Source organism: Streptomyces sp. NPDC085866, from assembly GCF_044541035.1.
GTDB lineage: Bacteria > Actinomycetota > Actinomycetes > Streptomycetales > Streptomycetaceae > Streptomyces.
This window is the reverse complement of record NZ_JBITSQ010000014.1, coordinates 26,722-39,989: the sequence shown is the minus strand read 5'-3', so window position 1 is coordinate 39,989 and position 13,268 is coordinate 26,722. Positions and strand designations below refer to the sequence as shown.

10 protein-coding genes are annotated in these 13,268 nt (G+C 70.3%); 7 read left to right on the top strand and 3 right to left on the bottom strand.

The window, feature by feature from the left end:
- Positions 1–260: 260 nt before the first annotated feature.
- Positions 261–2,810, top strand: coding sequence for a RelA/SpoT family protein (locus ACIF83_RS32015; protein ID WP_399732155.1), 2,550 nt, complete (start codon positions 261–263; stop codon positions 2,808–2,810).
- 67 nt (positions 2,811–2,877) lie between these two features.
- On the opposite strand, the gene ACIF83_RS32010 is transcribed toward ACIF83_RS32015, so the two are convergent.
- Positions 2,878–4,107 (bottom strand): DUF349 domain-containing protein, encoded by a 1,230-nt coding sequence (locus ACIF83_RS32010; protein WP_393475730.1) that lies wholly within the window; start codon positions 4,105–4,107, stop codon positions 2,878–2,880.
- A gap of 153 nt (positions 4,108–4,260) precedes the next feature.
- Positions 4,261–5,085 (bottom strand): peptidylprolyl isomerase, encoded by an 825-nt coding sequence (locus ACIF83_RS32005; RefSeq protein ID WP_393475727.1) that lies wholly within the window; start codon positions 5,083–5,085, stop codon positions 4,261–4,263.
- A 179-nt stretch (positions 5,086–5,264) separates the two neighbouring features.
- Between ACIF83_RS32005 and ACIF83_RS32000 the strand changes: the two genes are divergently transcribed.
- From ACIF83_RS32000 to rpsD, 5 genes are all read left to right on the top strand, one after another.
- Positions 5,265–5,972, top strand: a complete 708-nt coding sequence (locus ACIF83_RS32000) for an MBL fold metallo-hydrolase (RefSeq protein WP_393475724.1) — start codon at positions 5,265–5,267, stop codon at positions 5,970–5,972.
- Between the two features lie 13 nt (positions 5,973–5,985).
- The gene (gene hisS / locus ACIF83_RS31995) at positions 5,986–7,248 is read left to right on the top strand and encodes a histidine--tRNA ligase (protein ID WP_393475721.1); all 1,263 of its coding nucleotides are present in this window, start codon (positions 5,986–5,988) and stop codon (positions 7,246–7,248) included.
- Between the two features lie 209 nt (positions 7,249–7,457).
- The gene (locus ACIF83_RS31990) at positions 7,458–8,114 is read left to right on the top strand and encodes a vitamin K epoxide reductase family protein (protein WP_393475718.1); all 657 of its coding nucleotides are present in this window, start codon (positions 7,458–7,460) and stop codon (positions 8,112–8,114) included.
- Positions 8,115–8,188: 74 nt separating this feature from the next.
- Positions 8,189–9,544 (top strand): replication-associated recombination protein A, encoded by a 1,356-nt coding sequence (locus ACIF83_RS31985; RefSeq protein WP_398139505.1) that lies wholly within the window; start codon positions 8,189–8,191, stop codon positions 9,542–9,544.
- Positions 9,545–9,848: 304 nt separating this feature from the next.
- Positions 9,849–10,463 (top strand): 30S ribosomal protein S4, encoded by a 615-nt coding sequence (gene rpsD / locus ACIF83_RS31980; protein WP_066996810.1) that lies wholly within the window; start codon positions 9,849–9,851, stop codon positions 10,461–10,463.
- Positions 10,464–10,484: 21 nt separating this feature from the next.
- Here rpsD and ACIF83_RS31975 read toward each other — a convergent pair whose 3' ends face one another.
- Positions 10,485–12,659, bottom strand: a complete 2,175-nt coding sequence (locus tag ACIF83_RS31975) for an ATP-binding protein (RefSeq protein WP_399732149.1) — start codon at positions 12,657–12,659, stop codon at positions 10,485–10,487.
- Positions 12,660–12,794: 135 nt separating this feature from the next.
- Here ACIF83_RS31975 and ACIF83_RS31970 point away from each other — a divergent pair, with 135 nt between their 5' ends.
- Positions 12,795–13,268, top strand: coding sequence for a DUF948 domain-containing protein (locus tag ACIF83_RS31970; RefSeq protein WP_399732146.1), 474 nt, complete (start codon positions 12,795–12,797; stop codon positions 13,266–13,268).

Sequence of the window (13,268 nt, the reverse complement as noted above, 5' to 3'; positions counted from 1 at the left end):
CAGGTCTGACGGAACCGAGCACCTGTGCTCCACGGCCGCTCCGGCACCACCGGGGCGGCCGTCGGCGTTCCGGTGCGGGACATGTGCCGCATGCCGGGAAAACACCTCGAAGCCACTTCCCGGAATCCCGCGCCCGTCCCTGGTGTTTCAGGGGTAGACGGTCCTCACAGCCGCCTGAAGGCGATGACTGGGCGCAGGATCGCTACCATGGGGTCTCCGGAGCCTGACCGGGGGACCCGGATCGCGCACGAGGAGTCCTCTTGCCAGACGAGGCCCAGCCACTGACCGCCGCCAAGCCCGAGCCCGCCTCGGCACCCGCGGCCAAGCCCGCGCCGAACGTGTCGCACGCGAAGAGCGACACCCGCGGGGCGGTCGAGCACGCCCAGTCCGCTCCCGTGGAGAAGGCTGCCGAAGTGGCCCGCCCCAAACCGTCCCCCAGCCTCGACTCCGCTCGAGCGGGGAGCACCCCGTCGCCCGGACGCCCGGCCACCAACCAGCCTGCCCGCACCGGCTCCTCCAACCGTGTCCGCGCCCGCCTCGCCCGTCTCGGTGTCCAGCGCGCGAACCCGTACAACCCCGTGCTGGAGCCGCTGCTGCGGATAGTGCGCAGCAACGACCCGAAGATCGAGAACTCGACGCTCCGGCAGATCGAGCGTGCCTACCAGGTCGCCGAGCGCTGGCACCGGGGGCAGAAGCGCAAGAGCGGCGACCCGTACATCACGCATCCGCTCGCCGTCACCACCATCCTCGCCGAGCTGGGCATGGACCCGGCCACCCTCATGGCGGGCCTGCTGCACGACACCGTCGAGGACACCGAGTACGGCCTGGACGACCTGCGCCGCGACTTCGGCGACGTCGTCGCCCTCCTCGTGGACGGCGTCACCAAGCTGGACAAGGTCAAGTTCGGCGAGGCCGCGCAGGCCGAGACCGTGCGCAAGATGGTCGTCGCGATGGCCAAGGATCCCCGCGTCCTGGTGATCAAGCTCGCCGACCGCCTGCACAACATGCGCACCATGCGCTACCTCAAGCGCGAGAAGCAGGAGAAGAAGGCGCGCGAGACGCTGGAGATCTACGCGCCCCTCGCCCACCGCCTGGGCATGAACACCATCAAGTGGGAGCTGGAGGACCTCGCGTTCGCGATCCTCTACCCCAAGATGTACGACGAGATCGTACGGCTGGTGGCCGAGAGGGCACCGAAGCGTGACGAGTACCTGGCCATAGTGACCGACGAGGTCCAGACCGACCTGCGCGCCGCCCGCATCAAGGCGACCGTCACCGGACGCCCGAAGCACTACTACAGCGTCTACCAGAAGATGATCGTCCGCGGCCGCGACTTCGCGGAGATCTACGACCTGGTGGGCATCCGTGTCCTGGTCGACACCGTCAGGGACTGCTACGCCGCCCTCGGCACCGTGCACGCGCGATGGAACCCGGTCCCCGGCCGGTTCAAGGACTACATCGCGATGCCCAAGTTCAACATGTACCAGTCGCTGCACACGACGGTCATCGGACCCAACGGCAAGCCCGTCGAACTGCAGATCCGCACCTTCGACATGCACCGCCGCGCCGAGTACGGCATCGCCGCGCACTGGAAGTACAAGCAGGAGGCCGTCGCCGGCGCCTCCAAGGTCCGCACCGACGTGCCCAAGGCGGGCAAGGGCAAGGACGACCACCTCAACGACATGGCGTGGCTGCGCCAGCTGCTCGACTGGCAGAAGGAGACCGAGGACCCCGGCGAGTTCCTGGAGTCCCTGCGCTTCGACCTCTCCCGCAACGAGGTCTTCGTCTTCACGCCCAAGGGCGACGTCATCGCGCTGCCGGCCGGCGCCACCCCGGTCGACTTCGCGTACGCCGTCCACACCGAGGTCGGTCACCGCACCATAGGAGCGCGGGTCAACGGCAGGCTCGTACCGCTCGAATCCACCCTGGACAACGGCGACTTGGTGGAGGTCTTCACCTCCAAGGCGCCCGGCGCGGGTCCGTCCCGCGACTGGCTCGGGTTCGTCAAGTCGCCGCGCGCCCGCAACAAGATCCGGGCCTGGTTCTCCAAGGAGCGTCGCGACGAGGCGATCGAGCAGGGCAAGGACGCCATCGTCCGCGCCATGCGCAAGCAGAACCTGCCGATCCAGCGCATCCTCACCGGTGACTCCCTCGTCACGCTCGCGCACGAGATGCGCTACTCCGACATCTCCGCGCTCTACGCGGCGATCGGCGAGGGCCATGTCTCCGCGCAGAACATCGTGCAGAAGCTCGTCCAGGCGCTCGGCGGCGAGGAGGCGGCCACCGAGGAGATCGACGAGGCCGTCCCGCCGACCCGCACCCGCGGCCGCAAGCGCCGCTCCAGCGCCGACCCCGGTGTCGTGGTCAAGGGCGTCGACGACGTGTGGGTCAAGCTGGCCCGCTGCTGCACGCCCGTCCCCGGCGACCCGATCATCGGCTTCGTCACGCGGGGTAGCGGTGTATCGGTTCACCGGAGCGACTGCGTCAACGTGGAGTCACTGTCCCGTGAGCCGGAGCGCATCCTCGACGTGGAGTGGGCGCCCACCCAGTCCTCGGTCTTCCTGGTCGCCATCCAGGTCGAGGCCCTGGACCGCTCCCGCCTGCTGTCGGACGTCACCCGCGTCCTGTCCGACCAGCACGTCAACATCCTCTCCGCGGCCGTCCAGACCTCCCGCGACCGCGTGGCCACCTCTCGCTTCACCTTCGAGATGGGCGACCCGAAGCACCTCGGCCACGTCCTGAAGGCCGTACGGGGCGTGGAGGGCGTGTACGACGTCTACCGTGTGACCTCGGCGCGCAGCCGGTCGTAGGGACACCCACGCACGAGGAAGGGCCCCGTACGCCACGTACGGGGCCCTTCTCGGTGCGAAGCGGGGATCAGCCGCCGAACTCCTGCAGGCCCTTCAGAGCCTGGTCCAGGAGCGCCTGACGGCCCTCCAGCTCACGCTCCAGCTTGTCGGCCTTGGCGTTGTTGCCCTGGGCGCGCGCCTGCTCGATCTGCGCCCGCAGCTTGTCCACGGCGGCCTGCAGCTGACCGGTCAGACCCTCGGCACGCGCGCGTGCCTCCGGGTTGGTCCGGCGCCACTCGGCCTCCTCGGCCTCCTGGATGGCCCGCTCGACCGCGTGCATCCGGCCCTCGACCTTCGGCCGCGCGTCCCGCGGGACGTGACCGATGGCCTCCCAGCGCTCGTTGACCGAGCGGAAGGCGGCCCGGGCGACCTTGAGGTCCGTGACCGGGAGGATCTTCTCGGCCTCCTCGGCCAGCTCCTCCTTGAGCTTCAGGTTCTCCGCCTGCTCGGCGTCCCGCTCGGCGAAGACCGAGCTGCGGGCGGCGAAGAACACGTCCTGGGCGCCGCGGAAGCGGTTCCACAGGTCGTCCTCGTGCTCGCGCTGGGCGCGGCCCGCGGCCTTCCACTCCGCCATCAGCTCGCGATAGCGCGCCGCCGTCGGACCCCAGTCCGTCGAACCGGACAGCGACTCGGCCTCGGCGACCAGCCGCTCCTTGGTCTTGCGGGCCTCCTCGCGCTGCGCGTCCAGCTGCGCGAAGTGGCCCTTGCGACGCTTGGAGAACGCCGACCGGGCGTGCGAGAAGCGGTGCCACAGCTCGTCGTCGGACTTGCGGTCCAGCCGCGGCAGCCCCTTCCAGGTGTCCACCAGCGCCCGCAGCCGCTCACCGGCGGCCCGCCACTGGTCGGACTGCGCCAACTGCTCGGCCTCGGCGACCAGGTCCTCCTTGGCCTTGCGGGCCTCGTCGGACTGCTTGGCCCGCTGGACCTTGCGCTCCTCACGCCTGGCCTCGACCGTCGCCACGAGCTTGTCGAGACGGGCCCGCAGCGCCTCCAGGTCGCCCACCGCGTGGTGCGCGTCCACCTGCTCGCGCAGGTGGTCGATCGCGGTCTGGGCGTCCTTCGCCGACAGGTCCGTCGTCTGCACTCGCTTCTCGAGGAGGCCGATCTCGACAACCAGGCCCTCGTACTTGCGCTCGAAGTAGGCAAGCGCCTCCTCAGGGGAGCCGGCCGCCCAGGAACCGACGACCTGCTCGCCGTCGGCCGTACGCACGTACACGGTCCCCGTCTCGTCGACGCGGCCCCACGGGTCGCTGCTCACAGCGCCTCCTCCACATGATGCCCGCGGGGGCCTCGGCGCCCCGGGCATCGTCCACAGTTTCGTCACGGCCAACATAGGCGACCAGCGGGTTGCCTGTCCGCATCCAGCGCGACCGAAATTCCGCAGTTGGCCGTGTTGAGCGCCGGTTCGGCGTCAGGACTTGGTGACCGTCGCCTTGTTGATCACGACCGTAGCGTTCGGGGCACCGTCACCGGCACCCGTGTTCTCGCCCGCGGCCGCGATCTTGTCCAGCACCTTCAGGCCCGCCGCGTCGATCGTGCCGAACGGCGTGTAGCTGGGCGGCAGCGGGCTGTCCTTGTAGACGAGGAAGAACTGGCTGCCGCCGGTGTGCTTCTGGCCGGTGTTGGCCATCGCCACCGTGCCCGCCGGGTACTTGTTGCCCTTCAGGCTCGCGTCCTTCAGGTTCTCGTCCGGGATCGTGTAGCCCGGACCGCCGCTGCCGACGCCCGTCGGGTCCCCGCACTGCAGCACGTAGATGCCGTTCGTGGTCAGGCGGTGGCACTTGGTGTGGTCGAAGAAGCCCTTGCCCGCCAGGAAGTCGAACGAGTTGACGGTGTGCGGCGCGGCCGACGTCTTCAGCGCGATGCCGATGTCACCGCACGTCGTCGCGAGTTTCATCGTGTACTTCGCCGACGTGTCGATCGACATCGCCGGCTCCTTCTTCCAGGTCTCCTTCTCGATGGAGCCCGCGGCCGGCTTCGCGCAGGGGTCCGGCGCCTTGCTGGTCGGCGCGGCGCTCGGCGTGACGTCGGCGCTCGCGTTGGTCTTCTTGTCGTCGTCGTTCTTGAGTACACCGGTCGTGTACAGCGCGACACTGCCGATCACGACCACGCCCAGTACCGACGCGATCACGGAGTTGCGCATATTCGCCTTGCGCCGCGCGCTGGTGCGTCGCTGCTGCTGCCGCAAGAACTTCTCCCGGGCGAGCTGACGCCGCCGCTGCTCCTGGCTGACCACCGGGTTCTCTCCTCATGCGTGTCGTGTGTCGACCGGTACGCGTGCGACCTGTGAGCCGACAGCTGCGTGTAGCCCCGTACCGTATATGGGTTCGCTGAGGAAACGGCAGCGCCGGTAGGCTCTGGACCACGGGCTGCCGGCCCGTAAGCCCTCCCGTATCGACACAACGAAGGACGATCGTGCTCATTGCCGGGTTCCCCGCCGGGGCCTGGGGGACGAACTGTTATCTCGTCGCCCCCGCCGCCGGTGAGGAGTGCGTGATCATCGACCCGGGCCACCAGGCCGCCCAGGGCGTCGAGGAAGCGCTGAAGAAGCATCGGCTCAAGCCCGTCGCCGTCGTCCTCACCCATGGCCACATCGATCATGTGGCCTCGGTCGTCCCCGTGTGCGGCGCGCACGACGTACCGGCCTGGATCCACCCCGAGGACCGGTACATGATGAGCGACCCCGAGAAGGCGCTCGGCCGGTCCATCGGCATGCCGCTCATGGGCGACCTGACCGTGGGGGAGCCGGACGACGTCAAGGAGCTGACCGACGGCGCGAGGCTCGCCCTCGCCGGGCTGGAGTTCTCCGTCGCGCACGCACCGGGCCATACCAAGGGGTCGGTGACCTTCCAGATGCCCGAGACCGCGGACATCCCCTCGGTCTTCTTCTCCGGGGATCTGCTGTTCGCCGGCTCCATCGGACGCACCGATCTTCCGGGTGGCTCCATGGAGGACATGCTCGACTCGCTGGCCCGCGTGTGCCTGCCGCTCGAGGACTCCACCGTGGTGCTGTCCGGCCACGGCCCCCAGACGACCATCGGCCAGGAGCGCGCCACCAACCCCTATCTGCGGCAGGTGGCGGCCGGCCAGGGAGCCTTCCAGGCTCCCCGACGAGGAATGTGACGAGAGAGCTTCCGTGAGCACCTTTCAGGCCCCCAAGGGCACGTACGACCTGATTCCGCCGGACTCCGCCAAGTACCTGGCGGTCCGCGAGGCGATCGCGGCCCCGCTGCGCAACTCCGGCTACGGCTACATCGAGACGCCCGGCTTCGAGAGCGTCGAACTCTTCGCACGCGGTGTGGGTGAGTCCACCGACATCGTCACCAAGGAGATGTACGCCTTCGAGACCAAGGGCGGCGACAAGCTGGCCCTGCGCCCGGAGGGCACGGCGTCCGTCCTGCGCGCGGCCCTGGAGGCCAACCTGCACAAGGTGGGCAACCTCCCGGTCAAGCTCTGGTACTCCGGCTCGTACTACCGCTACGAGCGCCCCCAGAAGGGCCGCTACCGCCACTTCTCCCAGGTCGGAGCCGAGGCGATCGGCGCCGAGGACCCGGCGCTGGACGCCGAGCTGATCATCCTCGCCGACCAGGCGTACCGCTCCCTGGGCCTCAGCGACTTCCGCATCCTGCTGAACAGTCTGGGCGACAAGGAGTGCCGTCCGGTCTACCGGGCCGCTCTGCAGGACTTCCTGCGCGGCCTGGACCTCGACGAGGACACGCAGCGCCGCACCGAGATCAACCCGCTGCGCGTGCTCGACGACAAGCGGGAGTCGGTCCAGAAGCAGCTGGGCGGCGCCCCGCTCCTGCGCGACTACCTGTGCGACGCGTGCAAGGCGTACCACGAGGAGGTCCGCGAGCTGATCTCCGCGGCGGGCGTGTCCTACGAGGACGACCCGAAGCTGGTCCGCGGCCTGGACTACTACACCCGCACCACCTTCGAGTTCGTGCACGACGGTCTGGGCTCCCAGTCCGCGGTGGGCGGCGGAGGCCGCTACGACGGCCTGTCCGAGATGATCGGCGGCCCCGCGCTGCCGTCCGTCGGCTGGGCCCTCGGCGTCGACCGCACGGTCCTCGCCCTGGAGGCCGAGGGTGTGGAGCTGGACATCCCGTCCGCGACCAGCGTCTACGCGGTGCCGCTCGGCGAGGAGGCCCGGCGGGTCCTGTTCGCGAAGGTCACCGAGCTGCGCAAGGCCGGTGTCGCCGCGGACTTCTCCTACGGCGGCAAGGGCCTCAAGGGCGCCATGAAGAACGCCAACCGCAGCGGGGCCCGCTACGCGATCGTCGCCGGCGAGCGCGACCTCGCCGAGGGCGTCGTGCAGCTCAAGGACATGGAGTCCGGCGAGCAGGCGGCGGTCGGCGTGAACGACATCGTGGCCGAGCTGCGGTCGCGGCTCGGTTAGCCGCACACGCGCGCGCGTGGGCGCCGGATGCTCCCTGGGGGCGTCCGGCGCCTTCGTCGTCCTCGGGTACGGGTGCTGTCCGGAACCGAACGGACGGGACCGGTCGTACGTACATCCTTATGCGGAGCGAACGGTGCGCACCCAGGTGCGTGCGGCACAATGACCGGTGCCCGAAGATGGTCCAACTCTCAAGTGACGGAATCGGCGTGATGAGCAAGACGACAGTCAAAGACGTCTCCACGGAGCCCGGGCCCGAGCGTGCCGTCGATGCACCCCACACGGTGGGCGGCAGCCGCGCCTTCGCCCTGCTGCTGGTGATCACCGGTGCCGCCGGACTGCTCGCCGCCTGGGTCATCACGATCGACAAGTTCAAGCTGCTGGAAGCCAAGGTCGAGGGCAAGACGTTCACCCCCGGGTGCAGCCTCAACCCGGTCGTCTCCTGCGGCAGCGTCATGGAGAGCAAGCAGGCCGCCGCCTTCGGCTTCCCCAACCCGATGCTCGGCCTGGTCTGCTACGGCATCGTCATCTGCGTCGGCATGAGCCTGCTGGCCCGTGCCCGCTTCCCGCGCTGGTACTGGCTGACCTTCAACTTCGGCACGCTCTTCGGCGTCGCGTTCTGCACCTGGCTGCAGTTCCAGTCCCTGTACCGGATCAACGCGCTGTGCCTGTGGTGCTCGCTGGCCTGGGTCGCCACGATCACCATGTTCTGGTACGTCACCTCGTTCAACATCCGCAACGACTTCCTGCCGTCCCCGCGCTGGCTGAAGTCCTTCTTCGACGAGTTCACCTGGGTCGTGCCGGTCCTGCACGTCGGGATCATCGGCATGCTGATCCTGACCCGCTGGTGGGACTTCTGGACCAGCTGACGGCCCGGACCGGATCGTCAGTGACGTACTGAGCTTTCCGGGGGACACCCCCGGGCCCCGGTAGGGTTTTCTGCGTGGAAGCCGACCTGTTCACCGCCGCAGCAGAAGAACGCCAGGAGAAGGACCCGGCCGGCAGCCCCCTGGCGGTCCGCATGCGCCCGCGCACCCTCGACGAGGTGGTGGGCCAGCAGCACCTGCTCAAGCCGGGATCCCCGCTGCGCAGACTGGTCGGCGAGGGCAACGGTGGCCCGGCCGGACCCTCCTCGGTGATCCTCTGGGGCCCGCCCGGCATCGGCAAGACGACCCTCGCCTACGTCGTGTCCAAGGCCACCGACAAGCGGTTCGTGGAGCTGTCGGCGATCACCGCGGGCGTCAAGGAGGTCCGCGCGGTCATCGACGGAGCCCGCCGCGCCACCGGCGGCTTCGGCAAGGAGACCGTCCTCTTCCTGGACGAGATCCACCGCTTCAGCAAGGCCCAGCAGGACTCCCTGCTCCCCGCGGTCGAGAACCGCTGGGTGACCCTGATCGCCGCGACCACGGAGAACCCGTACTTCTCGGTCATCTCCCCGCTGCTGTCCCGCTCCCTCCTCCTCACCCTCGAACCCCTCACCGACGACGACATCCGGGGACTCCTGAAGCGGGCGCTGACCGACGAGCGCGGCCTCAAGGCGGCCGTCTCCCTCCCCGAGGACGCCGAGGACCACCTCCTGCGCATCGCAGGCGGTGACGCCCGCCGCGCCCTGACGGCCCTGGAGGCCGCCGCCGGGGCGGCCCTCGACCAGGGCGAGACGGAGATCACCCTCCAGACCCTGGAGCAGACCGTCGACCGGGCCGCGGTGAAGTACGACCGCGACGGCGACCAGCACTACGACGTCGCCAGCGCCCTCATCAAGTCGATCCGCGGCTCCGACGTCGACGCCGCCCTGCACTACCTGGCCCGCATGATCGAGGCCGGCGAGGACCCCCGCTTCATCGCCCGCCGCCTGATGATCTCCGCCAGCGAGGACATCGGCCTGGCCGACCCGGGCGCGCTGCCCATCGCGGTCGCCGCCGCCCAGGCCGTCGCCATGATCGGCTTCCCCGAGGCCGCTCTCACCCTCAGCCACGCCACCATCGCCCTCGCGCTCGCCCCCAAGTCCAACGCCGCGACCACCGCGATCGGCGCCGCCATGGAGGACGTACGCAAGGGTCTGGCCGGAGCCGTCCCGCCGCACCTGCGGGACGGGCACTACCAGGGCGCGGCCAAGCTCGGCCACGCGCAGGGGTACGTGTACCCGCACGACCTGCCCGAGGGCATCGCCCAGCAGCAGTACGCCCCCGACGCCCTCAAGGACCGCGAGTACTACACGCCGACCCGGCACGGAGCCGAGGCCCGGTACGCGGACGCCGTCGAATGGACCCGCAAGCACCTCGGTCGCAAGCGGTCCTGAGCGCCCTGTAGAATCCCTCGAAGTGCTGAGTCCCGCGCAGTCAGAGCGGGACAGCCAGCCGGAGACCCAGTCCCTCGGGACTGACTCCAGGAGCGTCGCGCACCGTCGAACGGTGTCGCGGGCAGCCCACCACCACCCGGATCCCGGGAGAGGTCGGTGGGCCACTCGCGTGCTGCACGTATGTGCCCAGACCAGGGGAACGGCTGCCCGGCAGGTCCGATGCGGACCCGGCGGGATTCCCCGGCTGCGGATGCGACCTCCCTCAACGCTGACAAGCCGAAAACTAGGAAAGAGACAAAAGACAGTGGCGAACCAGTCCCGCCCCAAGGTCAAGAAGTCGCGTGCCCTCGGCATCGCGCTGACCCCGAAGGCCGTCAAGTACTTCGAGGCCCGCCCCTACCCGCCGGGTGAGCACGGCCGCGGCCGCAAGCAGAACTCGGACTACAAGGTCCGTCTGCTCGAGAAGCAGCGTCTGCGCGCGCAGTACGACGTGTCCGAGCGCCAGCTCGTCCGCGCCTACGAGCGTGCCTCCAAGGTCCAGGGCAAGACCGGCGAGGCCCTGATCATCGAGCTGGAGCGCCGCCTCGACGCGCTGGTCCTGCGTTCGGGCATCGCCCGCACGATCTACCAGGCCCGCCAGATGGTCGTCCACGGCCACATCCAGGTCAACGGCCAGAAGGTCGACAAGCCGTCCTTCCGCGTCCGCCCGGACGACGTCGTGCAGGTCCGCGACCGCTCCAAGGACAAGACGCTCTTCCAGATCGCCCGTGAGGGTGGCTTCGCCCCCGACGGTGAGACCCCGCGCTACCTGCAGGTGAACCTCAAGGCCCTGGCGTTCCGCCTGGACCGTGAGCCGAACCGCAAGGAGATCCCGGTGATCTGCGACGAGCAGCTCGTCGTCGAGTACTACGCCCGCTGATCCCAGCCCCGGCGCAGCACCTCAGCCCGCCGTCTCCCCGCCCTTCCGGGTGGGCGAGGCGGCGGGTTCGTGTTTCCCGGCGTCCCCGAGGGCATGCGACACCGGCCCGCGTGGCGCGGGAAGGGCCTGCAGCGGGCGCACACCGCCGCCTCCCAGCGCCCGCGCCACGGCCGCGTCCCCGTCCAGCCGCGCTCCCTCGCGCGCGCACTCCTCGTACCGCTCGTCGCCGAGTGCCTGCCGGGCCGTCGCCTCGCACAGCTCGTGCGGGGCGTTGTAGTAGGCGGAGCCGAAGAGCGGCAGCCCCACCGACGGCCACATCCGGCCTGCGGCGCCCTGCAGGACCGCCGCCTCGGCCGGGTCGCCCTGGGCCGCCGTCACCAGGGCGAGCAGTTCCAGGGACAGCACCGAGCCGAGCAGATCGTGGAAGGCGTGCGCGTTGTCCAGACAGTCCGCGAGCAGTTCCCGCGCGGCGGCCGGATCCCCGTCCCGCCAGGCCGCGTAGGCCAGCACGTACAGCGCGTACGAGCGCGCCCAGCGCTCGCCGTGGTCCTCGCACACCCGGCGCACGTCCTCGCACAGCCGCACCGCGTCCGCAAGGTCCCCCTGGAACGCCTGTGTCATCGCCAGCTCCACCTGGGCCATCAGCACGTTGCTGTTCAGCTCGCCGATCTCCCGGTAGCGGTCGAGGGCCGAGCGCAGCAGCGTTTCTGCGCGTGCCATGTCATCCGTGACCAGGGCCAGACAGCCGGTGCGGTGCTCCGCGTACGCCACCGCCGTCACGTCCGCGACCCGCTCCGCCTGCACCCGGCACTCCCGCAGCGCGGTCAGCGCCGGCACGGTGTCGCCCTGCAGGATCGCCACATAACCGAGCACCCACAGCGCCTTCAGCCGGGACTGCTCGTACTCCGAATCCAGCTCCACGCTGCGCTCCAGCCAGCGCCGGCCCTCCGACAGCCGCCCGCAACCCGCCCAGCAGAACCACAGCGAGCCCGCCAGGTACTGCCCCAGATGCGCCTCGTCCGGCTCGGTCAGGCAGAACTCCAGGGCGGTGCGCAGGTTCGGCAGCTCGGCCTCGACCCGCGCGGCCACCTCACGCTGCCGGGGCGAGAACCACTCCAGCTCGCACCAGGTCGCCAGGCCCAGGTACCAGTCGCGGTGCCGCCGCCGCAGCCGTACCGCGTCCCCCGTCGCCTCCAGCCAGTCGGCGCCGTAGGCCCGGACCGTGTCCAGCATCCGGTAGCGGGAGCCCGTCGGGGTCTCCTCGCGGGAGATGACCGACTGCGCGAGCAGCTCCGCCAGCACGTCCAGGACGTCCTCGGCGTCGAGCCCGTCCCCGCTGCACACGTACTCGGCCGCCTCCAGGTCGAAGGTCTGGGCGAACACCGAGAGCCGCGCCCACAGCAGCCGCTCGGTCGGGGTGCACAGCTCATGGCTCCAGCCGATCGCCGTACGCAGCGCCTGATGGCGGGGGAGAGCGTCCCGGCCGCCGCCGGTCAGCAGCCGGAACCGGTCGCCCAGCCGCTCCAGCAGCTGCGCCGGGGACAGCGCCCGCAGCCGCCCCGCGGCCAACTCCAGAGCCAGCGGGAGCCCCTCCAGCCGGCGGCACAGTTCCCGCACCACCGGGCAGTCGCCCGTCTGCGGCCCGTGCTGCCGGGCCCGGTCCGTGAACAGCTGGACCGCCTCGTCCTCGGCGAGCGGGGCCAGCGGGAACAGCCGCTCGCCGGTCAGCCCCAGCGGACGCCGTCCCACGGCCAGCACCCGCAGCTCCGGCAGCCTGCGCAGCAGCTCGGACACCAGGTCGGCGCAGGCCGCCACCAGATGCTCGAACCCGTCCAGCACCAGCAGGAATCGGCGGCCGGCGAGACGGTCGAGCAGGGTCTCCCGGGGTAACCGGGTGGTGTGGTCGGTCAGCCCCAGCGCCTCCACGACCGCGTACTCCACGAACTGCGGATCCCGAACCGGCGCCAGCTCGACCCTCGCCCAGGCCCGCGGCTCCGCTCGCGGCGCCGACCGGGCCGCCGCCCGTGCGGCCAGCCGGGACTTGCCCACGCCGCCGACCCCGGTCACCGTCACCAGCCGGGCCGCCTCCATCGCCTCGGCCAGCTCGGCGAGTTCGGCCGAGCGCCCGACGAAAGCGGTGAGTTCAAGGGGTGGATCGCCGTCCGTGGAGAGGTCGGGGCGCTGAGGAACTCGCATGGGACACGGAGCGTACTGAACCGTGTTCATTCCGTACAATCGCTTCCCGCAACTCCGCCGTCCGCCGACCGTAATCCGGTACGGAGCCCCACCCCTGGCGCGATAGGCTCGGTGCACTGCTATTTCATGGTCCAGATGTTCAGAGCACGTTTCAGGGAGCGGGTGCGCACAGTGTCCGGTGGAGAGGTGGCCGGGATCCTGGTGGCCGTCTTCTGGGCGATCCTGGTCTCCTTCCTCGCCGTCGCACTGGCGAGGCTGGCCCAGACGCTCAAGGCGACCACCAAGCTCGTGGCGGACGTGACCGACCAGGCCGTCCCGCTGCTCGCCGACGCCTCCGCCACCGTGCGTTCCGCGCAGACCCAGATCGACCGTGTCGACGCGATCGCCTCCGACGTCCAGGAGGTCACGTCGAACGCCTCCGCGCTCTCGACCACCGTCGCCTCCACCTTCGGCGGCCCGCTGGTCAAGGTCGCGGCCTTCGGCTACGGCGTGCGCCGGGCGATGGGCGGCCGCAAGGACGTGCCCGCCAAGGAGCCCAGGCGTACCGTGATCGTGGGCCGTACGGTCCCGGCGGCACGCAAGCGGAGCAACCGGGGAAAGAAGGACTGA

Coding starts and splice junctions, on each gene's coding strand:
- ACIF83_RS31990 (WP_393475718.1), top strand. CDS start 7,458: ATGAGCAAGACGACAGTCAAAGACGTCTCCACGGAGCCCGGGCCCGAG.
- ACIF83_RS31975 (WP_399732149.1), bottom strand. CDS start 12,659: ATGCGAGTTCCTCAGCGCCCCGACCTCTCCACGGACGGCGATCCACCC.
- ACIF83_RS31970 (WP_399732146.1), top strand. CDS start 12,795: ATGTTCAGAGCACGTTTCAGGGAGCGGGTGCGCACAGTGTCCGGTGGA.